Origin of the sequence: Slackia isoflavoniconvertens (genome assembly GCF_003725955.1) — a bacterium.
Lineage (GTDB): Bacteria > Actinomycetota > Coriobacteriia > Coriobacteriales > Eggerthellaceae > Slackia > Slackia isoflavoniconvertens.
Genome location: NZ_QIBZ01000011.1, coordinates 20,082 through 43,762 on the forward strand (window position 1 = coordinate 20,082; position 23,681 = coordinate 43,762).

General features: G+C 58.5%; 18 protein-coding genes and 1 tRNA gene. 5 read left to right on the forward strand and 14 right to left on the reverse strand.

Annotated elements, in window-relative coordinates:
- Positions 1 to 373 precede the first annotated feature (373 nt).
- The 5 genes from DMP05_RS06760 to DMP05_RS06780 all read left to right on the forward strand — a co-directional run bounded on the left by DMP05_RS06760 (position 374) and on the right by DMP05_RS06780 (position 6,338).
- The gene (locus DMP05_RS06760) at positions 374 to 610 is read left to right on the forward strand and encodes a helix-turn-helix transcriptional regulator (protein WP_123219727.1); all 237 of its coding nucleotides are present in this window, start codon (positions 374 to 376) and stop codon (positions 608 to 610) included.
- Between the two features lie 24 nt (positions 611 to 634).
- Positions 635 to 1,204, forward strand: a complete 570-nt coding sequence (locus DMP05_RS06765) for a hypothetical protein (protein WP_148039707.1) — start codon at positions 635 to 637, stop codon at positions 1,202 to 1,204.
- A gap of 139 nt (positions 1,205 to 1,343) precedes the next feature.
- A complete protein-coding gene (locus DMP05_RS06770; RefSeq protein WP_123219729.1) occupies positions 1,344 to 2,375 on the forward strand; it encodes a helix-turn-helix transcriptional regulator in 1,032 nt (343 codons plus the stop codon).
- A 461-nt stretch (positions 2,376 to 2,836) separates the two neighbouring features.
- Positions 2,837 to 5,338, forward strand: coding sequence for an excinuclease ABC subunit UvrA (locus tag DMP05_RS06775; RefSeq protein ID WP_123219730.1), 2,502 nt, complete (start codon positions 2,837 to 2,839; stop codon positions 5,336 to 5,338).
- A 283-nt stretch (positions 5,339 to 5,621) separates the two neighbouring features.
- On the forward strand, positions 5,622 to 6,338 hold the full coding sequence (locus DMP05_RS06780; RefSeq protein WP_123219731.1) for a DegV family protein: 717 nt from the start codon (positions 5,622 to 5,624) through the stop codon (positions 6,336 to 6,338).
- A 1,092-nt stretch (positions 6,339 to 7,430) separates the two neighbouring features.
- Here DMP05_RS06780 and DMP05_RS06785 read toward each other — a convergent pair.
- The 14 genes from DMP05_RS06785 to DMP05_RS06850 all read right to left on the reverse strand — a co-directional run bounded on the left by DMP05_RS06785 (position 7,431) and on the right by DMP05_RS06850 (position 23,681).
- Positions 7,431 to 7,507 (reverse strand) — tRNA-Glu (locus DMP05_RS06785).
- 70 nt (positions 7,508 to 7,577) lie between these two features.
- Positions 7,578 to 7,907: a DUF1292 domain-containing protein gene (locus tag DMP05_RS06790; protein WP_123219732.1), complete on the reverse strand. Its 330-nt coding sequence runs from the start codon at positions 7,905 to 7,907 to the stop codon at positions 7,578 to 7,580.
- Positions 7,908 to 8,198: 291 nt separating this feature from the next.
- Entirely contained in the window at positions 8,199 to 10,886 is a 2,688-nt protein-coding gene (secD, locus tag DMP05_RS06795) for a protein translocase subunit SecD (protein WP_123219733.1), read from the reverse strand.
- Between the two features lie 205 nt (positions 10,887 to 11,091).
- Entirely contained in the window at positions 11,092 to 11,724 is a 633-nt protein-coding gene (locus DMP05_RS06800; RefSeq protein WP_123219734.1) for a TorD/DmsD family molecular chaperone, read from the reverse strand.
- A gap of 87 nt (positions 11,725 to 11,811) precedes the next feature.
- Entirely contained in the window at positions 11,812 to 12,237 is a 426-nt protein-coding gene (locus tag DMP05_RS06805) for a DUF4405 domain-containing protein (RefSeq protein WP_123219735.1), read from the reverse strand.
- A gap of 1 nt (position 12,238) precedes the next feature.
- Positions 12,239 to 12,601: a hypothetical protein gene (locus DMP05_RS06810; protein ID WP_123219736.1), complete on the reverse strand. Its 363-nt coding sequence runs from the start codon at positions 12,599 to 12,601 to the stop codon at positions 12,239 to 12,241.
- Between the two features lie 78 nt (positions 12,602 to 12,679).
- Positions 12,680 to 13,909, reverse strand: coding sequence for an NrfD/PsrC family molybdoenzyme membrane anchor subunit (gene nrfD, locus DMP05_RS06815; protein WP_123219737.1), 1,230 nt, complete (start codon positions 13,907 to 13,909; stop codon positions 12,680 to 12,682).
- A gap of 12 nt (positions 13,910 to 13,921) precedes the next feature.
- On the reverse strand, positions 13,922 to 14,542 hold the full coding sequence (locus DMP05_RS06820; protein WP_114615878.1) for a 4Fe-4S dicluster domain-containing protein: 621 nt from the start codon (positions 14,540 to 14,542) through the stop codon (positions 13,922 to 13,924).
- A gap of 3 nt (positions 14,543 to 14,545) precedes the next feature.
- Positions 14,546 to 17,101: a molybdopterin-dependent oxidoreductase gene (locus DMP05_RS06825; RefSeq protein WP_123219738.1), complete on the reverse strand. Its 2,556-nt coding sequence runs from the start codon at positions 17,099 to 17,101 to the stop codon at positions 14,546 to 14,548.
- Between the two features lie 628 nt (positions 17,102 to 17,729).
- The gene (locus DMP05_RS06830; RefSeq protein ID WP_123219739.1) at positions 17,730 to 18,146 is read right to left on the reverse strand and encodes a GntR family transcriptional regulator; all 417 of its coding nucleotides are present in this window, start codon (positions 18,144 to 18,146) and stop codon (positions 17,730 to 17,732) included.
- Positions 18,143 to 19,111: a slipin family protein gene (locus DMP05_RS06835; RefSeq protein ID WP_123219740.1), complete on the reverse strand. Its 969-nt coding sequence runs from the start codon at positions 19,109 to 19,111 to the stop codon at positions 18,143 to 18,145. Before DMP05_RS06835 ends, DMP05_RS06830 begins: the two co-directional genes overlap by 4 nt.
- A 32-nt stretch (positions 19,112 to 19,143) precedes the next feature.
- Complete coding sequence (gene nrfD / locus DMP05_RS06840; RefSeq protein WP_161957492.1) at positions 19,144 to 20,058, reverse strand: NrfD/PsrC family molybdoenzyme membrane anchor subunit; 915 nt, start codon at positions 20,056 to 20,058, stop codon at positions 19,144 to 19,146.
- 266 nt (positions 20,059 to 20,324) lie between these two features.
- Positions 20,325 to 21,314: a bile acid:sodium symporter family protein gene (locus DMP05_RS06845; RefSeq protein WP_123219742.1), complete on the reverse strand. Its 990-nt coding sequence runs from the start codon at positions 21,312 to 21,314 to the stop codon at positions 20,325 to 20,327.
- Between the two features lie 648 nt (positions 21,315 to 21,962).
- A complete protein-coding gene (locus DMP05_RS06850) occupies positions 21,963 to 23,681 on the reverse strand; it encodes a proline--tRNA ligase (RefSeq protein ID WP_123219743.1) in 1,719 nt (572 codons plus the stop codon).

Consider the following 23,681-nt stretch of genomic DNA (forward strand, 5'->3'; position numbering starts at 1 on the left):
CAGGTTGATAGGGCCCAACCATGACGCAGACGCCACTTGAGTAGGGCCAAACCCGGGTTGGAGATGGCGGGCGTGCCGCGCTTGCGCTTGAGCCGTTCCCAGCCGACAACGGCCGAATGCGAACGGGCGCGATGTAAACACGGCGCAGGCAACGATTCGAACGCACTGCGGGCAGGAATCGGTCGTGCCGCGGGCGCTGGCCAAATGTCATTTGAGCGACGATCAACCGCCAAGCGCCATTCTGAAAGCGCACTTTCGAACTCATAGCAGCTCTTTCTTTCATAATGCAATCTATAGTTGACATTTCGTCCCATATGCCATATATTTCTGTCATGTTGCAACGGATATATGTCCATAAAATGAAAGGAAACCCATGCCGGGCAAGAAAAACCTACGCATGAAGGCGGCACGTGCGGCAGCCGGCCTTTCGCAAACCGACCTCGCCGAAGCCGTGGGCGTTACGCGCCAAACCATCGGCCTTATCGAGGCGGGCGGCTACAATCCCACGCTCAATTTATGCGTGGCTATCTGCAAAACGCTGCACGTCACCCTGAACGATCTGTTTTGGGAAGACGACGGTGACACCAACACCAACCCCTTCTTCTTTTAGGAGCGAACCATGAAAATGCAGAACATGAAAATCGTGCAAAAATGGCGCGAATATGCAGGTCCGAAAGACGAGCGTCTGGAAGCCGAGAACGCCAAAATCTACGAGTTCGGCTTTATACTGCTCTCGTTCGGCATGCTGGCACTGCTCGCATATGAAATCATCGCCCAACAGGTTGCGTGGGTGCACAATGGTGCCAACAACGCGTTCCACCTGTTCGCGAGCCCCGTTGACGCCGCCATGTACGCGTGGCTTTTCATCGTAATGCTTATATGCGCCGTGCTGCAAACGCGAAAGGGCTACGTCGACACCAACCGTTTTGGCCAAACCGAGAACCTTCCCGCTGGTTACTTTCTGCTCATCGCCGGCATCTCGGGTGCCGCAAGCGCGCTTGCCATTGCCGCCATGCGCTGCATTGCCGAAGCGCAAATCGTACCGTTCGAAGACATTTTCTGGGCGGCAAACCTGGCGACAGGCGTGGTTTTCGGCGTTACGATTTTCGCCGCCACGTTCGGTGCGCTGTGTCTGGCGTTCTACGAGGCGAAACATCGCCGCGCCAAAATCGAAGCGGAGCTTGACGCAACCGACGAACGCTAACGCAAAGTAGAACTCGACGCCGCCGACGAACATTAACGCGATAATAACCGAAACAAAAACGCTCACCGCGGCGCGCCGCGTTATTATTGAGGAGGTTGCTCAAACCTCCTCTTTTCCGCATTCGGCCAAAGGAGGCCCTATGCCCGAGCGTACATACAGTTTTATCGAAACACGGCTTCCTATGCCGCTCATGTCCGCTGTCGCCGAACCAGGCAAGCTCGATGAAGCCGTAGCGCATATCGCCGCGCACGATGTCGAACTAGGCCGCATCGCCCGAGCGGAAGCGCATTACTTCCGAGGACAGCCCGAAAAAGCGCACGCCAACGCGGCGCCATTCTTGGACCACTCCAATCCCGCTTTACGCATCTCGGCGAATTTCATTTGCGCATACGCAGATCTTACCCTGGGAAAAATTTGGGAAACGAGAGAATGCCTCGCGAACATCACAGCAATGCGCAACGATGAATCAATCAAGACGACACCGGCGCTGCATGCTTCATACATGCTCTTCGACGCCGCCTCGAGCGTGCTCCTGCACCTGCCCGCCCCCTATCCACCGGGCACATTCGCGAAGCACATCGCCGCACTACCCGAAGACCTGCGCCTTTTCGGGATTTACGCGCTCGCCCACCACGCGTACCTTTTTGGCGAATACGGCCGCTGTGTGGGCATGGCCGAAGCCGCGCTCATGACGAAACAGGGGCGATATCCCATCGCGGAGCAGTTTCTGCACCTTGTCGCAGCCATGGGGCAGGTGAACCTGAGAGACGCCGAAGCCGCACGACGCCATTTTATGGGCGCGTGGGACATTGCCTTGGCCGACAACCTGATTGAAGAAATCGGCGAGCACCATGGACTTTTACAGGGCGTGCTCGAAACATGCCTGAAGGAAGACTATCCCGAGCACTACGCGCGCGTGATCGATATCACCTATCGCTTCAGCGAGGGATGGCGGCGCCTGCATAACCCCGAGACGGGCGCGCACGTGACGAGCGACCTCACCACCACCGAATTCAGCATCGCCATGCTCGCAAGCCGCGGGTGGTCGAACACCGAAATCGCCAATCATCTGGACATTTCAACCGGCACCGTGAAAAACCGCCTGTCGATGGCATACGCGAAGCTCGGCATCGCAAGCCGCGCGGAACTCACGAAATACCTGCTGCAATAGCGAGCGGGAATGCCGCGGCCTCACGGAATTCAAGCAGCCGAATCGCCAATCAGCGCCAAGATCGCACCACCGCATTTCCTGCCTTTCATGCTATTCCGCGCAAGCGAATCGACGCCGCCTCGCTAGAATCGGCACCTATAAGCACTCCTCGGCCTGGATCCCGTCACCACTGGAACCGTTGCGCTCCAAGCCACCCAGGTCGATTTGCGCTTGGCCTTCGCCCAAATCGCACCTCTGGCATTTCGCACCCCGCCTAGAACGGCATGGCTTTCGCACCATCCAGGTCGCTCTTTACCCGATTTTCGTTTAAATCCCGCCCCTAACACCTCGCATTCCATTCAAATCAGCACGGCTTTTCGCGAAAGCGCATTCCGACCCACGCAGCCCCTTCCCCGCCACACGCCGTCGTCGTGGCATAATCAATAAGAGAAAACGACACGAGCCCTAAGGCAAAGGAAATCATGCAGAACATCGACCACATTGAAGTGCGCGGCGCCCGTGTGCACAATCTGAAGAACGTGAACATGGATATTCCGCTCGGCGAGCTCGTGGGCATCGCGGGCGTATCGGGTTCAGGCAAAAGCTCGCTCGCGCTCGGCGTGCTCTATGCCGAAGGCTCGAGGCGCTACCTCGAGGCGCTTTCCACCTATACGCGCCGACGTATCGCGCAAGCTAGCAAGGCCTCAGTCGACGACGTTCGCTACGTGCCCGCTGCGCTCGCGTTGCACCAGCGCCCGGCGGTGCCGGGCGTGCGTTCCACATTCGGCACTTCAAGCGAACTTTTGAATAGCCTGCGCCTTCTGTTCTCACGTGTCGGCAGCCACATGTGCCCGCACTGCGGCAAACATGTGCCCCCAAGCCTTAACGTAGCTGCCGAGCTGCCCATTTCGTGCCCACATTGCGGCAGCGAATTCTTCGGCCCCGGCGCCGAATCGCTCGCGTTCAACAGTGAAGGCGCCTGTCCAACCTGCAGCGGAACCGGCATCGCACGCACCGTGAATCGCGCCGCGCTCGTGCCCGACGAAAGCAAAACCATCGACGAGGGCGCCGTGGTGGTATGGGGCACACTCATGTGGGACCTCATGAAGCAGGTGTGCGGCGCCATGGGCGTGCGCACGAACGTGCCGTTTCGCGAGCTCACAGACGCCGAACGCGACATCGTCTTCAACGGGCCGGCCGAGAAGAAGCACATCCTCTACAAGGCGAAGAAGGGCGAGAACTTCGCCGAACTCGACTTCACCTACTACAATGCCGTGCGCACCGTGGAAAACTCCCTCGCCAAGGCGAAAGACGAGAAGGGCCTGCGCCGTGTGGCGAAGTATTTGACGGAAGGCCCCTGCCCCGACTGCGCTGGCACGCGCCTATCCCTGGCCGCGCGGCAGCCGATCGTTCGCGGCATCAATCTGGCACAAGCAACGGAAATGACGCTCGAGGAAGCGGTGGCATGGGTCGCAGGCGTGCCTGCAAGCCTTCCCGAAGAAATGCGCCCCATGGCGAAATCGATTTGCGAATCGTTCGAAAGCACGGCTCGACGCTTGCTCGAACTCGGCTTGGGATATTTGTCCCTCGACCGAGCAGGCGCGACTCTCTCCACCGGAGAGCGCCAGCGCGTGCAACTCGCGCGCTCGGTGCGAAATCGAACTACGGGCGTGCTGTACGTGATGGACGAGCCTTCTATCGGTTTGCACCCCGCCAACATCGACGGGCTTTTGGGCGTTATGCGCGACCTCATCGCCGACGGCAACTCGGTGGTGATGGTCGATCACGACACGCGCATCCTTCGCGCGGCCGACTATCTTGTTGAGATGGGCCCCGAAGCAGGCGCCCGCGGCGGCGCCTTGGTAGCGCAAGGCTCGGTTGAAGAAGTTGCAAACGATTCCGAATCAATTATCGGCCCCTATCTTTCGGAAGCCGCGCGCGTCGCAGCCCGGCCGAAAACGCCTGCGGAACAGATGTTTGACCTGGGCCGCATCCATCTTGAGTCAAGCGGGCTTCACACCGTGAAGCCCTTCGCGATCGATATTCCCAAAGGCCGGCTCATTGCCGTGACGGGTGTATCGGGCTCAGGCAAAACGACGCTCGTGCTCGAGACGCTCATTCCCGCGCTTACCGCGGCGGCGGCAGGCCAAACGCTTCCCGAGCATGTCACCGCAATTGAGGCCGAGGGCATTCGCCGCGCGAACCTCATCGACGCCACCCCCATCGGCATCAACGTGCGCTCGACGGTCGCCACGTATTGCGGCGCGCTCGACGATATGCGCCGCGCATACGCGCGCACCGATTCCGCGAAAGCAGCCGGGCTGAAGATGGGCGATTTCTCATACAACACGGGAAGCCTTCGCTGCGCGACATGCGACGGCACAGGCCAAATCTCACTCGACGTGCAATTCCTGCCCGACGTCGACATCGCCTGCCCCGACTGCCGCGGATCGCGCTACGACACCGCTGCCGAGAAAATTCGCCGACCTGAAAAAGGCGCGCCCGATGACCAGGCGCTCAGTTTGCCGCACCTGCTCGCGCTTTCCGTCGACGAAGCCCTTCCGCATGTGGCCGACGTCAAGAAGGCGCACAAAAAGTTGCAAACCCTGCATGACCTGGGCTTGGGGTATCTCACGCTCGGCGAAGCCACGCCCGCGCTTTCGGGCGGCGAGGCGCAGCGTTTGAAACTTGCAAGCGAGATGGGCCGCGGGCAGGCCGATGCCGTGTTCGTGTTCGACGAGCCCACTATTGGCCTGCACCCGCGCGATGTGGAAACGCTCCTCGGCGTATTTCAGCGACTCGTTGAACAGGGCGCTACCGTGGTGGTGGTCGAGCACGACCTCGATTTCATCGCGAACGCCGATTACGTGATCGACATGGGTCCGCAGGGCGGCAAAGCGGGTGGACGCATCGTGGCGTGCGGCACGCCCGAGGAAATCGCCGCAAACCGGGAAAGCATCACAGGGGGCTATTTGGAAATCTAGGGCGCAACCGTCACGACGACGCCTTTGGCAAAGCTTGGCAATACGCAGAATCTTCTTCAACCCTTCCGCATTGCGCGTTTCTTCGCGGCAGGCATGCTAGAATCGTGGGAAAAGAACAGCTTCGCGCCATCGCAGCTGAAACAAATACTTTCTAGCGCGGCGCCACACTGGCGCGCTCGCACCATCAACCGCGAGCGAATACGATCGGACCAAAGCGGAAACCACATCGAATCTTCCGCTAAAAGCCCTTTCACCGCGATAACGAGCACTTGGAGGTCACAAATTGGTTCGAATCATCACCGACTCAACCTCGTCCATTCCCCAGGACATTCGCGCCGAGCTCGGCATCGAAGCTGCCTCGCTCATCATCAATAGGGATGGCGAAGAGCTCGTCGAATCGGAAACCGACCTCGATGCCTTCTATAAAGATATCTATGAAATGGCCGACAACATTCCCACCTCGAGCCAGCCGCCGCTGGGCAAGGTTCGCGAAGTTGTCGAAAGCATCGCAAAAACGGGCGCCAGCCTCGACGACTGCATTCAGGCGGCGAACACAAGCCTGCATTCCACGCGATTCGTGTTCGCCCCCGAATCGCTGCTGTTCTTGCAGAAGGGCGGCCGCATCGGAAAAGCCGCCGCGCTCATCGGCAACATGATAAGCCTCACGCCCGTGCTCACCGTAAACGATGGCGAAGCGAGCACCTTCTCGAAGTGCCGCACGCAGAAAAAAGCCCTTGCAAAAATGCTCCAGGTGCTCGGCGAAGATACGGCGCCGAGCGGCCTTAAGAATCTCGTCGTCCATTACATTGGCAGCAAAGCGCCGGCTATGCAATGGGCCGAAGAGAAAGTGGCACCGCTTATCGGGTTCATGCCCCGCGTTGTGCCGGCGAGCCCTGTCATTGGCGTGCACGTCGGCCCAGCCATGGGCATAGCGTATGAATGCAACGCTCCCATTCCGAACAAGTTCCACGGCAGCGACCCAGAAATCATCGTATGCTAGTGATCGCGCCGCATAAATGCGGCGCGATTTTTCTGTCGACAGTTGACGGAGGCGCCGGCTGCGCACAAAACAGCCCTGAACAATTCCTGGACAGACTAGAGGCGTCCGGGACGGCTAAGGCTCGGAATAGGTTTGCCCCCTAGTTGCGGTTTTCTACCTTGACGGGCTTTTTATTTCGCCCCAAAGCAAATGCAACCAAGAAGAAAACGACCAAGACACCCCACAAGATAGAAAGCCAACATTGAATGGCACAGGAGGCCGGAAAGCATCAGCCCGCGCCGACAGCAACGAATACGAAGGAGTGCGCGATTCCGGCCCAATCGAGCGGAAGAGCTATCGAGCCAATTGGAAAGCGGGCGATGCGTTGAATGCCCGCCGCCGAAACTCATCGGCGAATTGCGCCGGACAACAATCGGCAACTATCGGCCGATGGCAGAAAACCGTACAATGGGGCCTCATTGCAGCGATTGCGGCTCATATTGTCAGAATACGCCACAATGGGGCCTCTCAGCGCCGCAACGAAACGCCCCAGAGGAGGCTATTGAGGTACGTAAAGCGTGCCTTGATTCGTTTGACCTGGCCTTTTAAGAACGAGTGTTTTTTATGCAGCGTCAAAACCGACAATTCTTCCCCAAAATAAGGCTGCAATGAGGCCCCATTTCGGCTTTTTATGACAGGAGAGATGAAGATGGAAGCACTCATCGAACGACGGAGACGAGCCAGAACAAAAGGGCGGATTTGCCCGCGAGCAAAGCGAGTAGACCGATAGCCTCTCAACGAAATGCAGCACCCAAAAGAGCTCCGACTACGCAGCTTCGGGCAGTTTCAAACAAAAGCCCGTTCGTTAGAACGGGCTTTCAACAAAAACAGGCCAGGCAATCGCCTGGCCTGTAACATTCGATGGTAGCCTGGAGGGGATTCCTGTCCGCGCTTCGCGCGACCAGACCCCTCAGGCTAAAGCCTTCGGGCGAATTCCTAAAAACTGCCCACCGGGCAGTTTTCTTGACGGAATTCCACCTCATCGGTTCGAATCCCCACAACCTGACAAAAAACCAAAACAGGCCAGGCAATCGCCTGACCTGCAGTATTCGATGGTAGCCTGGAGGGGATTCGAACCCCCGATCTCCGCCTTGAGAGGGCGGCGTCCTAAACCGCTAGACGACCAGGCCATGCGTGCTTCAATTAAGCAGCTTGAATAGAATACAGGATTCTCTCGGAAATGCAAGGAGAATTTTAAATTTACTCGAAATCGTAGAGGTCTTTTGTGGCCTCACGGAATTCGTCATAAATCTGGGCGGCGATTTCCTCGTCGTCAAGAAGCTCGAACTCACAGGGTTGGCCCTCTTCGTCGAGGTCGGTCACTTCAAGAATCAAAACTTCGCCCGAAGAGCCCGCCGGATCATCTTCATCGACCGGGAAGAAGAAACCGAAGCGCTGCTCATCATGCAAAATGAGGCCCAGGAACTCAAGCTGCGAGATTTCGCCCTTCTCGTCCTCGAACTCGAACACCATGCCCTCTTCGACGGGCGGGGCGAAGTTGGGCGCGGAGCCCTCGCGGATTTCTGCCATTGCGCATCCTCTCTAGTCTGAAGCGGCCGTACCGCCTTACGCATATCGCGTCCATTATCGCATCTCGCACGGCAGCGCGCGAGCCGTTCCGCGCAAGCCCGCAATTCATCACGAAATGAGCGCGTGCAAAACCAGACACGCGATGAAATCAGAGCACAACAATCACCCATGGCTTCTAGCCGCAGCGCCCGCATGCTCGCGTGCCAAAATTGCCGTACAAAAAAGCCCGCATGCATATGCGGGCTTTTCGGAAATCTTAAGCGCCAATAGGGCCATTAAGCGTCGACGCGGCTATTTTTTCTTGCGATTGGCCGACTTCGAGCGATTCGATTTCTGGCGATGTGTCGCATGATTTGCCGCCCGATTCGTCTCCTGCACGGGCTGCGCGGCGGCCACGACGGTCGCGTTCTCGCTCGAACCTTCCGCAGAAGCCTCAACAGAAGCGCTCGGAGCCATCGAAGCGGTCGCATTCGCAGCAACCGGGGCGGCCGAAGCAGCAGAGCCCTCGGCCCCAACGGCCTTCACGGGCCGCGGCAGACGGTTCAGGAACCAGCGCACCACCGTGTCGCCGTATTTGCGTTGCAACTTAGCATAGCGCGTCTCGCGCGTCTTCCAAATAACGTAAATCGGCGTTGCAATGGCATAGGACGAATAGGCACCCGAAATCAGGCCGACCGTCATGGCCAACGCGAAGTCCTTCAGCGTCTCGCCGCCGAACAGAAGCATGGCCACAACCGGAATGAGCGAGGTGATGGACGTGTTCAGCGAACGAATGAGCACCTCGTTGACCGAGTGATTCGCCATGGTGGCGAACGTGCACTTCACCGAATCGTCCTTCATGTTCTCGTTGATGCGGTGGAACACAACCACGGTATCGTAGAGCGAATAGCCCAGAATCGTAAGCAACGCGGCGATGGTATTCGGCGTAACTTCGCGGCCGACCAGGGCGTACACGCCAAACACGAGCACGAGGTCGTGCAAAAGCGCGATAACCGCCGACACGCCCATCTTGTAATCGCGGAAGCGAATCGAGATGTACGCGATAATCAAAATCAGCGAAACGAGGAACGCGAGCAGCGAGCTTTGCACGACCGAAGCGCCCCAGTCGGGACCGATGGTAGTCACCTCGAAGCTGTCGGTGCTCCAGCCGAACTCGTCGGCCACCTGGTTGGCGATGTGCGTCGCATCTTCGGCCGAGGTGGTGGTCATGCGAGCAAGAATGCCCGTATCGCCATCGGCATTCGTGGTTTGCAGCACCGGATCGCTCACGCCCGCGTCGTCGAACGCGTCGCGCACCTGTTCGATGGTGGTGTCGCCGGTACCATGGAACGTGACCGACGTGCCACCGACGAACTCAATGCCGAACTGCAGGCCGCGCACGCCAATAATCACAGCGACAAGCACCATGGCGACAGCCGCGGCGCTCAGGAAGTACTTCTTCAAGCCCAGCACGTTGATATCAAGCTTGATGAAGCGGCCGTGCACGTCTTTGCGGCTTTCGGCCCGTTTCTCGCCCTGGAAATACGGCGCAGCGTTTTCGCAGTCGCGCACGCCCCAGAAGCCGGGATGCTTCGCGATGCAGCGCGGCGCGAGCAGGCGAATAATCGGTGCCTTGAACAGCAGCATCATCGCAATGTCGCACAGAATGCCAAGCGCGAGCGTAAGGCCGAAGCCCTTGACCGATGCGCTGGCCAGGAAGAATAGCGTGAGCGCGGAAACAAGCGTTACCAGGTCGGCGTCGATGGAGGTCAGAATACCGTGGCGCACGCCCGTGATGGACGCGGCGCGCACACTGCGGCCCATGCGAATTTCTTCACGGAAACGCTCGAGCGTAAGAATCGACGAGTCGGCGGCCATACCAATGGTGAGCACGACGCCCGCGATACCTGCCATGGACAGGCTGAACAAGCCGAAATGCGAAAGCAGCGCCAAAATGCCCAGGTACAGACATGCGAACACGGCCATGGCGGCAGCGGTGATAAGGCCCAAGCCATGATAGAAGACGAGCAGGTAGAGCATAACGAGTGCCAGGCCGATTGCGGCAACGAGCACGCCAGAAGCAAGCGCATCTTGGCCAAGCGTCGGGCCAACGGTTTGGCTCTGCGCGTACTCGAAGCTCACCGGCAGCGAACCCGACTCGAGCACGGTTTGCAGCGCCTTGGCTTCGTCCATGGTGTAGTTGCCTGTGATGGACACGTTGCCGCCGGAAATCACACCCTGCACGGCAGGAGCGCTTTGCACCTTGCCGTCGAGGATGATGACGATTTTGCCATGGTCGGCCGCAAGGTCGCGGGTCGCTTCTTCAAACGCTTTGGCGCCCTCGGAATTCAGCGTGATGTCGACCGCATAGTTCGCCGACGCCTCGCTTTCCTTATCAACCGTCACGCGCGTAATGTCGGAACCGGTCACGAGCGGCGTGTAGGTGCCCTCGGCAACTTCGAGGTCGTAGCTCTGCTTGCCCGTGGGGAATTTGTTGCCAGCCGCGTCGGTCACGGTTTCCTGCGTGACATACTGGCCGTTATCGATTTTGGTCTTCACCGTTTCGTCGGTGAAACTATCGAGGCGCGCGAACTCAAGCTTGCCGGTACGGCCGATGGTGTCGAGCGCAGCCTCGGTGTCGGAAAGGCCGGGAATCTGCACGAGAATTTGGTCGTTGCCCTGCAGCGAAACCGATGCCTCGCTCGCACCGAGCGCGTTAACGCGGCTCTCAATGATGGAGCGCGACTTTTCCATGTCTTCGCTGGAAACGGCATCGCCCGAAGTGCTTTTCGCAGTGAGCACAACCGACAGGCCGCCCTGAATGTCGAGACCTTGGTTGATCTTCTCCTGAGGCGGCATAAACGCGAACACCGACCCCAGAACCAAAAGCACGGTGGCGACGATCAGCCACACATTGCGGCGATTCACATGCTGCGACGTTTTCTTCTTGCGGTCGCGAGCAGGCTTGAGGCTTGCTGCCTCGGCTTTTTCGGACTTCATACGGCTCTTTCCGTGACGTGTCGCCTTCGCGCGCAGGCACACGAAGACCATTCTTTCTATAACTTTCGATATTATGCCACACCGAGAACAGACACGGGAAACTTTCACGAGAGAAGACCAGCATACGTTTGGGCGCGCAATAGCCTATTCCGCCCGAATTGCAGAACTCGCCATTACATCCCGAAAGCGAAACCTACTTATATAGTTAGCATTTGGCAATCGTTTCGAGATAGATGGCCGCAGCCTTATAGAACGGCTCGCTCGTTACGTTTTGGCACTCAGCGCAAAAATCATCAATCCATACACGTAAATGCTCTTCAAGAAATTGCACATACGCCTCGGACGACCCTGAATCTGTCATCGCCCTCATGGCGAATGCTTGCAAAAGTTCGCATTCGGTAGCCACATGGTCAAGCGGTTCGTTGGTACCTTCGGGACGCGTAAACCCATGGTCTTTCACGAAACGCTCGACTTCCACGGAGTGAGGATTCACAAACAGCAGAGGCTTCACGCCCTCGGCTTTTGCGCGCCATACACCTTCATATGGGCTGCAGGCAGGCTCGCCGGGGCCCATGAACAAGCGCGTCGCCTCGGCGCGAAGACGATGGAAGAACCCATCTTCATCGACTTCCTCAATTGATGAGGATGGCGAGGGCAACCCCTTGCCGAAATCCTCGGGCAATATAACGCCCAACGCATCGCCTATCTCGCACGCGGCATCAAACCACTCACCACTCGTTATAGCCCGTGCGAGCTCGTGCGTTGGATGGCGAAAGCTGAATGCGGCAAGCTCCCATGCCGTCGCACGCACTGGCCACATCTCGTTTTCAGAACTCATAGCTCCCTCGCCTTTCATATTCAGCTAAGCTTTGGAACGCTCGGGCTCTGCGTTGCCGCAAAGGCCCGGCTTGACTTTAATCGCAGACTATTTCTTCACCAGGGCAACGAGCTTGCCAGCGTGGCTTGCCACATGCACGAGCACCAAAGCCAAAAGAATCTTGGCCGAAGCCGCATGCAACGGATTCCATATGAAATAGCCCGGCGCGAACAGCCCGAACATGGGTAAGACCGTCGCACTGATAAGCACGCCAGATACTATGCAAACCGCAATCGCAATGAACAGCGCTGCATCGAGAACGATGCGCGCCACCGCAAGTGCCGACCCAAACCGGGCGGCTTTTAACAGGCTGGACAATGCATTCAAGCTTGCAGCGAGATGCAGAAGAAAAGCCGCGAGTGCGACCAATCCCAGCCACTCATGCGCAGCAATTCCTGTGATTTGGGGCAATACCGCAACCGTGGCAAGCACAGCCGCCGCAATATCGAGTGCGAGCGTCGCTTTCTTCGGCATACTACCCCACCTTCTTCAGCACCAAAATGAGTCCGCCGAAAAACACTACGGGACCGAGCACCCATAAATTCAAGCTGGCATCAGACGCGCTGCGATAACCGCCGCTGACCAAGGTGTCCCATGCGTGGCACTCGACTGAGGAGCAAGTCGACTCGGGGCAGACCATCTCGTGCACGCCGTCGGGGCCGGGAACGTTCACGTAGTCGTGGCACTCCCCGCTCGCGCAGCCCGTCGCAGGACACGGCGATGCGGCGTCGATGTGCTGCGGCGCGCCAACACTTACCGAAGAAACGCTCGCCGCGAGGAAAACGCATGCCGCCGCCAGCGCGAACGCGGCGATGACGCATATCAGCTTTTTCACCATGGCGAGCCTTTCATAGAAAAGGAGCCGGACGCGGCAGGTTTGGGGGGGCCGCGTCCGGCTCGGAAGAAAAGAGGGGCGCTAGTCGACGTTCTCGGCGGGCTTCAAGGGCAGGTACTTCAGGCCCAGCAGCAAGAACAGAATGCACATGGCGAGCACGCCGAGCGTGACGCCGAATTCGATCGGCTGCGGAGCATAGACCATGCCCTGATAGGCTCCGGTAAACCCGGCCTGCCAGTTGGTAATGGCATACTGCGTGGTAACGCCTGGCATATCCAGGTTCGGAATCTGGAAGCCGCCCACGAGAATCTGCAGGCGCTTGCAGAACACGCCGAGGATCGCGAGAACGGACGCCACGACGACGCCGGGGGTCGTGCGCAGCTTCGGCACGACGAGGATGGCGACCGAGACGGCCATGAGCGCGACCTGCGTCCAGAAGACGGGCGAAAGCGCGCCGGAGGTGAGCATCGCCACGACTTCGGTGCCCTCGCCGCCGAAGTACCCGCTCGTGAGCAGGTCGCAGGCGTAGAAGTACAGGTCGACGAGCACGAACACGGCCAGCATCTTGGCGAGGTTGGCCACATGCCTCTGGTCGAGGGCGAGGTAGCCCGCGCGGCGCAGCGCCAGGCACACGATGAGCACGAGCGCGGTGCCGCAGTCGAGCGCGGAGGCCACGAACCACGGGCCCATGAGCGCGGTGTGCCAGAACTCGTGCGCCGGGGCGAGGCTGAAGATCCACGCGGTGACGTTATGCACGAGGATGGCCACGATGAGCGCGACCACGCTGATGGCGCGGATCGCGGTGTGCGACATGCGGCCGGCCTCGGCGCGCAGGTACGCCCACAGGTAGATTACCGACAGGACGAGGTAGGTGCCGAGCACCAGGATGTCCCACATCAGGGGGCTGGAGAAGTTCGAGTACACGAACAGCTCCCACAGGCGGGCCGGGCCGCCGAGGTCGACCACGACGAAGCCGATCGCCGCGCAGGTGCAGCACACGCTCGTCCAGATGGCGACCTTGGAGATGCCGCCGAAGCCCTTCATGCCGAAGGCGTTCGGCACCGACGAGATGATCAGGCCGCCGGCCGACAGACCGACGAAGAACATGAAGTTCGTGATGTAGAGGCCCCAGGAGTCGAGGTTGCGCATGCCGGTCTGCACCATGCCGCCCGAAAGCTGCATGGCCCAGCACGCGATGCCGGCGACGGTGAGCACGGCCGCCACGATAATGGCGGCGTTCAGGCCCTTGCCGCCCCAGGTCTCATGCTTGGGTTCAGCGGCAGTGGAAGCCGCAGAAACATTTTCAGTCATAGTTGGCCTCCCTTACACCAGGTAGTAGACGGACGGCTTCGTGCCCTTTTCAGGCAGAAGCTGCATGTACTCGCGCTCGCGAATCACCTTGGATATTTCCGAATTGGGGTCATCGAGATCGCCCCAGTATCGAGCGCGTTCCGGACACATACGAATGCACATGGGCTCTTCGTCTTTGGCGAGGCGGTGCCAGCACATCGTGCATTTCTCTACCGTATGTTTCTGATGGGCAGGCACGTTCTGTCCCCCACACTCAAAATCGATTGTGTATTCGGGTTCCGCCCAATTGAATGAACGCACTCCCGTGTAAGGACAAGCGGCAACGCACATACGGCAACCAATGCACTTGTCGTAATCTTGACGAACCGCGCCCGTCTCTGGGTCTTTATAGGTGGCACCCACCGGGCACGCTTTCACGCACGCGGGGTTTTCGCAATGCTGACATGCAACCGGCACATATGACATGGTCACATCAGGGAAAATACCCTCGGGCGTGTCCATGTCTTCGCCGCCTTTAGTGAGAATGCGGTTCCACCAAATTCCCTTGGGCAGATGGTTTTCCATGCGACATCCAACCGCACACGTATGGCAACCGATGCAGCGCTTGGTATCGATAGCAAATCCGTAATGCATCGCTTAGGCCTCCCACTTCTTGAAATCAACTCGCGTGTCGTACGGCGCGATAGAGTCGGCATATTTGTCGGTTTTCGGGTTGGTGAGCTCTTGGTAGCACCCGGCTTTAAATTGCGAACGCTGCCAGCCCTTCGGGATTGAAATAATGCCAGGGGCAATCGATTCGTCGATGAGCGCTTTAACCACAGCATGGCCGCGATCGTTGAAAACCTCGATATAGTCGCCGTCCTTCACGCCACGCGCCTCGGCGTCGACGCTGTTGACTTTGCCCTGCGGTTCGGGGTCGAGTTCGCGCAGCACGGGCACCTCAAACCACTGCGTATGGATACGGAAACGCGAATGCTCCTGCAGATACACCAACGGGTATTTCTCGGCCAACGGATTTTCCGAACCACACTCGTCCGGTTCGCGGAAATAAACGATATGCTCGTCGGCATCACGGGACGAAAGGTCTTGCCCGTAGTTCAAACGTGGCGCAACCTTCTCGTAGTACAGCTGCACACGCCCCGATTCCGTCGGCCACGGGGCGCTCTTGCCGCGAATCCACGGTGAGCCCTCTTCCTGGCCGGTATAATTGATAACCTTCTCTTCGCGCAAGCGCTCCTCGGTGTATCCGGCCGCCTGCGAGATTTTGTCGGAGAACAGCAACTTGTACCAATACGACATGTTGTCCCATGTGTCTTCAGGGAACGATTTCTCGTAGCCCAACGCGCGGCCCAGCATGCCGATAATCTCGTTGTCGCTTTTGGTTTCGTACAGGGGGTCGATGGCTTTTTCGCTGATGGTCATGTATGGATTGTTATACGCCGTACGCAGGTCTTCTTTCTCGTACCAACTGGCTACAGGAAGAACCAGGTCGGCGTGGCTGGCGGAATCGTTCATCTCCATGTCGAGCACGATCCAGTAGTCCATGTTGGGCAGCACCTTGTTGATCCACTCGTTTTGGCCGGTCATATTGCTCATAAGATTGCTGCAATACGACACCAACACCTTGGATGGGTAGTCTTTGCCCTCGAGCTTCTGAGTGCCAAACATTTCAGCCAAACGAGCAGCGGGGACTTGCGAGTTATATTCCTTGAACTCGGGCGTAGCGAACCAGTATGACGTGAGCGCCGGCGTGTAAGTTTGCGTGAACACGCCCGTGAAGCCAGCGCCGTCGCGGCCCAACTGACCAGTAAGCGCCAACAAAATAGCCACAGCCCACGTGTTCAGGTAGCCGTTCACGTAGTGGTCCAGGCCGTAGGTGATGTTCACCGACACGGCACGCTCGGTGGCGAACGAACGAGCCAGCTCTTCGATACGCTCGGCGGGTACGCCCGTCTTCTTCGAGGCCTCTTCGATGGTGTATTGCGAAAGCTGCTCTTTGAGCAGGGTGTATGCTGTGGTCACCTTCACGCCGTCAGGCGTGGTGAACGTGCCTTCCAGCGCAGGGTTGGTGGCTTCCTCAACGAGCTTCGGCGCATTGGCGTCCAAGTCCCATACGTAGTACTTATTGGGAATGGCAGCAACCGCGGCGGCCAACACCGCGGCGCCCTGAGCGGCATACTTCTCTTTCACGGCGGAAACCGTGGCGACGTAGGTAGCGGCGCTTTCTGCCGGCCAATTGCTCGCACGCAGGTGAGCCTTGGTATCTTCGCGAACCAGAAACGCGCCGGTGGACTTCTCTTTGATAAAGTCGAGATTCTGCAGTTCGTTCTGGATAAGGTAATTCGACATGGCCAAGGCCATATAGCCATCGTAGCCGGGATTTACCTGAATCCACTCGTCGGAACGATGCGCCGTGGCCGACTTGATGGGATCGATACAGATAACCTTCGTGCCATTTTCCTTCGCCCACTGAATCCAGCGCCAGTTTTGCGGAGCGGTGAACACAGGGTTGGTGCCCCATACCACTACCATGGAAGAATCCAGCACCGAATTGGGCTCGTTGCAATAAGCCCAGTCTCCCGTGCCCAGCACACGGTTGATTCCATAGCCTGCTGCGTAGTCGTAACATACGGCGGTTTTCGTAGCGCCCATAACGCCCGACAATCTTGCAAATTGGTTATAAACGCCATTCATGTAACCATATTGGCCTGAGCTTGCATCAAACACAACCGACTTCGGCCCATACGCGTCGGCCGCATCCTTGATATGCTTGGCAGCCTCTTCGATGGCCTCTTCCCAGCTGATGGCCTCCCATTCTCCAGCACCGCGCTCGCTGCCCGGCACGCGGCGCATGGGTTGTTGAATGCGCGTGGGACTATAGATACGCTCCATGTACGACGCGCCCTTCAAGCAGCCGCCGCGGTAACCGTCGTTCGGGTAATTGCCCGGCTCGAGCTTTACCACCTTGCCGTCGCGCACATGAGCGAGCCAACGGCACGAACCCATGCAATTCGAACGGCACATGACGCTGCAAATACGCTCTTCGTCGCCAGCACGCTCATCGTCATCGAGCTCTTCAGCGACAGCCAAGTTGGTACCCACGGCGCTCAAGCATGCGGCTACGCCTGCTGCGCCGGTGGTTTTGAGAAAATTGCGGCGCGTGAGCCCTTTTGGGCCGTGTGCTCCTGACATCTCTCCTCCTCCAAAGATCGTGTCAGGATATCCCCTTGCATGAAGCACGAAGATTTCGAAAGGCCGGCGTCGCCTATTCGCAATGGCGACGCATCGTGACACCGCATTCGCGCGATGCGTTCCCCTTTATTCCCCTTACGACATGCTCGTTCTTATCGGATATCCCTTGCGGCCCTCGCGAGCCGCCCCTTGCGTTTCACGTCCCCCGACACAAAACGCTCCTGATAAGAATTGGCCAAATCCTTAGTTGTCATATTGTCACAATATATTGCGACAATCAATCAAATTGATTATTCTATCTTTAAGATAATATTATCGAACATATATTCGTATTTCAATAAGAGCGTCGTATGTTAGGAACCAACTCGACGGCGACTTTTGCGCCGAACAACGCCTCCCAAAGAAGGGAGGCAGTACCCATATCCGATGACATTGAGATATTAAAGTTACTGACCGCTCTTATCTCGCTAATTACCGCCATCGTCGGCCTCGCCAAGGCACGCATGGAACACCCAAGACGAAAAAACGCCACCGTCGATAGACGATAACGTTTCCTCTAGGCTAACGGCGTTGCCTGAACTGTCAAACGCGAGCCTGTCATCGAGCCAATTACGGCATTTGAAACGCTTTACCGTCCATCGCGGCGGCGCAGCAGGCGCTCGTCCACCAGGGCCACGATGTCTTCGTCGGTCAAGCCCGCCTCAATGCAGCCGCGAATCATGTCGTCGACGAGTAGCTCGACCGGCGTGTCGTATGCGCGCGCCGCACCGATTTCCTTTTGCTCCAACACGAATGTGCCCTTACCACGGCGCGTTGAGATGTAGCCTTCGCGTTCCAGGTCCATATAAGCGCGGTTGATGGTGTTGTAGCTGCTGTCCAAATCGACAGCCAGCGCGCGCACCGTAGGCAGCTTGTCACCCGGAAGATATTTCCCTGCGCCAATGAGATACGCGATGCGGTTTTTTACCTGAATCCACACAGGCAAGCCGCTGGAATGATCCACCTGGAAACCCGCCATGGGGTTGTTCGCTCGCGTTTCGCTCATCGCTGCCCTTCTTTGTCGATAGCATCGGCCAGGCTGTCGGAAAGCGCGCTGGGCACCGTAACCACTGTCCCCTTCGACGCCTTCACCGTTTCGTATTGCTGAAGCATGGTGCGCAGACGGAACGCCGCCGACGGATCGCCGTAGGCGCTCGCCGCCTCAGCCAGCATGTCGGCCATGTCAGCCTCGGCCGAGGCCACTGTCATGCGCGCATTCTTCTCACGGTCGGCCTGTGCCTCGAGAGACATCACGTGCTGCAAATCGTCGGGAATCACAATGTCGCGCACCTTCACCGATATTACGCCGATGCCCCACGCGGCGGCCTCGCGCTCTACCTCTTCCTTGATTTCTTGGTCGAGTTGGTCGCGACGCAGCGCCACCTCGGCCACTGTCGAGCGACCCACGGCCTCACGCATGGCTGTTTGCGCCAGAAACGACACCGCCGCATAGTAGTCCTCGACTTCGACGCAAGCCTTTTCGGCATCCCACACCATCCAGAACAACACAGCATCAACCGTGACGGGCACAAGGTCGGCCGTCAGAGTTTTCTCGGCATAAAATGGCGTGGCGATGGTACGCTGGTCAACGCGAATGGTGCCGTGCTCCAGAATGGGAATGGTGAAATACAGCCCAGGGCCCGCCACACGCGAAAGTTTGCCCATGCGCAGCACCACTACGCGCTCCCACGAAAGCGCGATATGTACCGATGAGACGGCAAGCAGCGCGCAAACGAATGCGAGCGATATTTCAAGAATGCCCACGCCCCCGGCCACGGCGCGCGCCGCAAGCAGCACCACACCGAACACGAGTAAAAACACCGTGATATTAAATACCGTGGCTCCATTGCGCGACGACTTACGAGGCACATACGACGTGGCCGCGCGCATTTCGGCGTCTTTGTCGCGTGCATCGTAGGGCATGTCCGCATACGCCCGACGATCGAGCTTTTCCCTATTTTTCAGCGGCATCGCATTCCCCTTTCGCGATTGCGGTTTCTTTCCTATGGCAGAGCCAGCGTGTCCGCCAAATTGGCTGTTTGCGTTATGTCGAACGCGGAAATTCCCACAATCGAATATCGCAGCGTCACGCCCCCAATGAGCACAAACAGCGCCACCCATAAAAGCTGGCTGCGCCTGTTGTCGAATGTGAGCAAATGCTCGAGCACAAGCGGAATGCCCAGGCCGCACACCACAAGGCCTATCCAGAACGGCCACCGCAAATCGCCCGCGACGAGCGCGAAAGCGGCCTGAGACGTAGTCGGCGAAGCAAACAGCCAGGCAACGTAAGCCACCAGGCACGCAGCTTCAACCGCCACTGCGGCGCTGTCCACACGCGACAAGGCGATAAACGAACCCATAAGCGGAGCTCGGCATTCCACAAACGCCCACGCGCCCAAGCACAGAGCAACGCCACACGAAATGCCCGAAAGGACGAACAAGGCGGGTATGAGCGGCGTCTGCCACGCATCGACCGACGGAAGACCAGCAAGCAGTATGCCCGTGTATGCCACCACAACGACTCCGATAAGCACGCCGAGAACGCCGCCAGGTACGGCCAACTTCTCGCGTAGGTCCCACATCTCTAGCATATTTGCGCATGCGAACACCGTCGAAAGCGCGCACGCAACGGCAAGCGACCATGCGCCTACCGCGATTGCCGAGGGAGTCGAAGCCGCAAACAGAAAAAACGCGCGGTCGATTCGGCCGAGGTCGGCGAGCAAGCACACGACAGAAAGCCCCAGCACGATTGCGCATGCAGCCCATGCCCGCACGAAGAATTCCGCCGGCAAAAGCCAACGACGGGCAGCAAGGCGCGGAGAGTTCAGCACCTCGAGCAACGAGAGCACCGCAAGCGCCCCACCACCCGTGCTACCCAGAAACAGGTACGCCACGATGAGCGAATCGAATATGCCCATGCGCTTCCCTTCTCCACTCGCCAACGACGTGACGCTCCCGCACGTTGCCACATTGTCGCAATTCGTTGCGTCAAGTATAGCAGGAGTGCCGCTTCGAAAACGATGTTCAAAAAAGAGCCCCGAATGCCCGGCGCGTTCGAGATGCATTTCGAACAAGTGCACGGCAACCGCAAAAAAGCCGACCCTTTCGAGTCGGCTTTTCGTTAGCGATCCACGCTGTATGAAGTTACTACGCGCAACCGATTCGCAACTTACGTGCTCACGGCCTACGCGTTTGCGGCAGCCTTGGCGTTGGCAGCGGCCGGAGCAGCTTCCTTCTTCTCGGCGGTGCGAGCAAGAATGTTCGCGTACACAGCGCCCGAGATGTTGTGCCACACGCTGAACACGGTGCCAGGCACAGCGGCGAGCGGCATGGTGGCGAAGTGCGTCAGAGCCAGTGAAGTTGCGAGGCCGGAGTTCTGCATACCAACCTCGATGGAAAGCGTGCGCATCTGAGCCTTGCTCAGGCCAAGCACGCGGCCCACGCCGTAGCCGAATGCATAGCCAAGCACGTTGTGCAGCATAACCACCGCAATGATGAGCAGGCCGCTCGTCATGAGCTTAGCGGCATTCGCGGAAACAACGGCCATGATGATGAGCGAAATAGCAACGACCGAGATAAGCGGAAGAACCTTGCCGAACACCTCGGAAACCTTCGGGGCGATGGCGTTGATGATGAAGCCAAGCACGATAGGAACGAGCACGACCTGAACGATCGACATAAGCATGCTCACATAGCTCACGTCAATGGACTGGCCGGCGAGCAGAAGCACGAGAGCCGGAGTCACAACAGGCGCCATGATGGTGGTGCATGCCGTCATGCCAACGGAAAGCGCGACGTCACCCTTGGACAGATACGTCATCACGTTAGAAGACGTTCCGCCCGGACAGCAGCCAACGAGGATGACGCCGACGGCAAGCTCGGTGGGCAGCTGGAAAATGGTCACGAGCAAAAACGCAAGCAGCGGCATAACGATGAACTGCGAGCAGATGCCAACGATAACGGCCTTGGGCTTGGTGAAAACGACCTTGAAGTCGGAAAGCTTGAGCGTCATGCCCATGCCGAACATCACGATGCCGAGGAGCGTATTAACCCAACTCGTGGGTAGTGCGGAATGAACGGGGCCTGGAATGATCAGGGCAATAATCGCTACCGCCAAAGCGATGATTGCCATGTACTTCCCTGCGAAATCACTTACTTTCTCAAGCGTTTTCATTTTCGACTTCCTTTCCGAAACGCTTCGCCGCGCAGCGCATTCCCAGCAGGGGTGAAACGCTCGGGTCGTGGCGGAAAGGTCGATCGTAGTGCGAATTACCAGTGCTCGGCAATGCACGCTTGCGGCATACATGCCCTATGCATGTGATGGGTTAGTATAACTATCGCACACTAAAGCGCAAGAGTATTTTTCGGCATTTTTGAAAAAAGCTTTGATAATCAAAGAAACCCAGGTGAAACGTCCAAGAAATATGGCGGAAATGAGACGGTCATATGAAGGGGCCTGCATGATACGGAAACGAACGAGCAAACCGCAAGCAAAAAGACCGCGCGGGACCACGCCGAGCATGAAAGTCCACCACTGGCCACGCCGAACATGGAAAGCTCAGCGCACGAAGCGATGCCAGACCCGTCTAAAGCGCGATGCCCGCCCAAAAAGGCCGGCTCACAGCGACGCCAAAACGAGGGGGCTACGCGATAAAACATCGAACGGCAAAGGCCGCCCTGCCACAACGCCCACAAGCTGGCTCTGCCGCCCTCCAAGCCAAATCGGCAATCCGGCTTGCAGCCATTACCGTAAACCAAAAAGCCGGCTTGCGGCGCTTTGCCACAAGCCGGCTCTCTTACGTATCAAGCTAGATGAAGCGCACTAGACGTTTAGCGCAGCCTCCACGGCCTCGAGCACGCCGTCGATGGCGACCGACTGCTTTTCGCCGGTGGCGCGAGGCTTCACTTCCACAGAGCCCTCTTTCAGGCCACGCTTGCCCACGACAACCTGCACAGGCCAGCCGATAAGGTCGGCGTCGGCGAACTTGACGCCCGCGCGCTCGTCGCGGTCGTCAAGCACCACTTCCCAACCGGCGCAAGCGAGCTCGTCGGCGATTTTTGCGGCTGCCTCGGTCACCTCGTCGGGCTTGCCGGAAAGCGGAATCACGCACACATGCGCCGGAGCGATGCCCACGGGCCACACAATGCCGTTCTCGTCGTGGCTCTGCTCAACGGCGGCCGCCATGCAGCGCGACACGCCCACGCCATAGCAGCCCATGACGAACGGCTTCTCGACGCCGTCTTCGTCCATGAACGTGACACCCATGGCCTCGGAGTACTTCGTGCCAAGCTTGAAAATCTGACCGGCTTCGATGCCGCGTGCGATGGAAAGGGGCTTGCCGCACTTCGGGCAGGCGTCGCCTTCCTTTACCATGCACAGGTGCTCCCAAGCATCCACCGTAAAGTCTTCGCCCTGTTTGGCGCCCGCAAAGTGGAAGCCGTCGACATTTGCGCCCACAAGCCAGCGCTCGATGCTGCGCAAGCTTTCGTCGGCGGCGATTTTTACGCCCTCGGGCAGGCCGACCGGACCCATGGAGCCCTTCACGAGGCCCGCGTCCTTCATTTCGGCGTCGGAAAGCGGCGTGAACTCGCCGAGCAGGTGCTCGACGGCCACCTCGTTCACCTCGTAGTCGCCGGGGACGAACAGCACCCACAGCGTGCCGTCGGCGGCTTTGCAGGAAAGCGCCTTCACGCAGGCGTTTTCGGTGGTACCCAAAAATGCAGCAAGCTCCTCGATGGTGTGCACGCCCGGAGTCTCGAGCTTCGTAAGCGCGTCGGCCGCGTACGCCACGGGATGCGGCGTGGCCTGGGCGGCTTCGGTGTCGGCCGCATAACCGCAGGTGCAGCTTGCGATTTCAGCCTCGCCCGCATCGGCGAGCACCATGTACTCCTCGGAAGCGTTGCCGCCGATTTGGCCCGAGTCGGCCACGACCACACGGTAATCGAAGCCCATGCGGTCGAACATGTTGATATAGGCCTCGCGCATGCGAGCGTAGCTGGCATCCAAGCCGGCTTCATCGGCGTCGAAACTGTAGGCGTCCTTCATAATGAACTCGCGGCCGCGCATAAGCGCAAAGCGCGGGCGGCGCTCGTCGCGGAACTTCACCTGAATTTGGTAGAGGTTCTTCGGCAGGTCTTTATAGCTGCGAAGCTCGTTGTTCACGAGATCGGTCACGATTTCCTCGTGCGTGGGACCAAGGCAGAACTCGTTGTCGTGGCGGTCGGTCACGCGCAAAAGCTCGGGGCCGTAAACGTCCCAGCGGCCCGAACGATGCCACAGCTCAGCGGGCTGCACGAACGGCATAAGAATTTCCTGGCCGCCGTGGGAATCCATTTCCTCGCGCACGATGGTCTCGATTTTGCTAATAACGCGCATGCCGAGCGGCAAGAAAGTGTACAGGCCGGCGGCTTCCTTGCGAATCATGCCCGCGCGAACGAGCAGCTTCGCCGATTCGATGTCGGCGTCAGAAGGGTCTTCCTTCAACGTGGGAGCGTAGATGTCGCTCATGCGCAAAACGGGCTGTTTGCGAATGTTTGCCAT

Coding starts and splice junctions, on each gene's coding strand:
- DMP05_RS06760 (WP_123219727.1), top strand. CDS start 374: ATGCCGGGCAAGAAAAACCTACGCATGAAGGCGGCACGTGCGGCAGCC.
- secD (WP_123219733.1), bottom strand. CDS start 10,886: ATGAAGTCCGAAAAAGCCGAGGCAGCAAGCCTCAAGCCTGCTCGCGAC.
- DMP05_RS06850 (WP_123219743.1), bottom strand. CDS start 23,681: ATGGCAAACATTCGCAAACAGCCCGTTTTGCGCATGAGCGACATCTAC.
- DMP05_RS06810 (WP_123219736.1), bottom strand. CDS start 12,601: ATGGTGAAAAAGCTGATATGCGTCATCGCCGCGTTCGCGCTGGCGGCG.
- DMP05_RS06835 (WP_123219740.1), bottom strand. CDS start 19,111: ATGCCGCTGAAAAATAGGGAAAAGCTCGATCGTCGGGCGTATGCGGAC.
- DMP05_RS06765 (WP_148039707.1), top strand. CDS start 635: ATGAAAATCGTGCAAAAATGGCGCGAATATGCAGGTCCGAAAGACGAG.
- DMP05_RS06800 (WP_123219734.1), bottom strand. CDS start 11,724: ATGAGTTCTGAAAACGAGATGTGGCCAGTGCGTGCGACGGCATGGGAG.
- nrfD (WP_123219737.1), bottom strand. CDS start 13,909: ATGACTGAAAATGTTTCTGCGGCTTCCACTGCCGCTGAACCCAAGCAT.
- DMP05_RS06770 (WP_123219729.1), top strand. CDS start 1,344: ATGCCCGAGCGTACATACAGTTTTATCGAAACACGGCTTCCTATGCCG.
- nrfD (WP_161957492.1), bottom strand. CDS start 20,058: ATGGGCATATTCGATTCGCTCATCGTGGCGTACCTGTTTCTGGGTAGC.
- DMP05_RS06845 (WP_123219742.1), bottom strand. CDS start 21,314: ATGAAAACGCTTGAGAAAGTAAGTGATTTCGCAGGGAAGTACATGGCA.
- DMP05_RS06825 (WP_123219738.1), bottom strand. CDS start 17,101: ATGTCAGGAGCACACGGCCCAAAAGGGCTCACGCGCCGCAATTTTCTC.
- DMP05_RS06805 (WP_123219735.1), bottom strand. CDS start 12,237: ATGCCGAAGAAAGCGACGCTCGCACTCGATATTGCGGCGGCTGTGCTT.
- DMP05_RS06790 (WP_123219732.1), bottom strand. CDS start 7,907: ATGGCAGAAATCCGCGAGGGCTCCGCGCCCAACTTCGCCCCGCCCGTC.
- DMP05_RS06820 (WP_114615878.1), bottom strand. CDS start 14,542: ATGCATTACGGATTTGCTATCGATACCAAGCGCTGCATCGGTTGCCAT.
- DMP05_RS06775 (WP_123219730.1), top strand. CDS start 2,837: ATGCAGAACATCGACCACATTGAAGTGCGCGGCGCCCGTGTGCACAAT.
- DMP05_RS06830 (WP_123219739.1), bottom strand. CDS start 18,146: ATGAGCGAAACGCGAGCGAACAACCCCATGGCGGGTTTCCAGGTGGAT.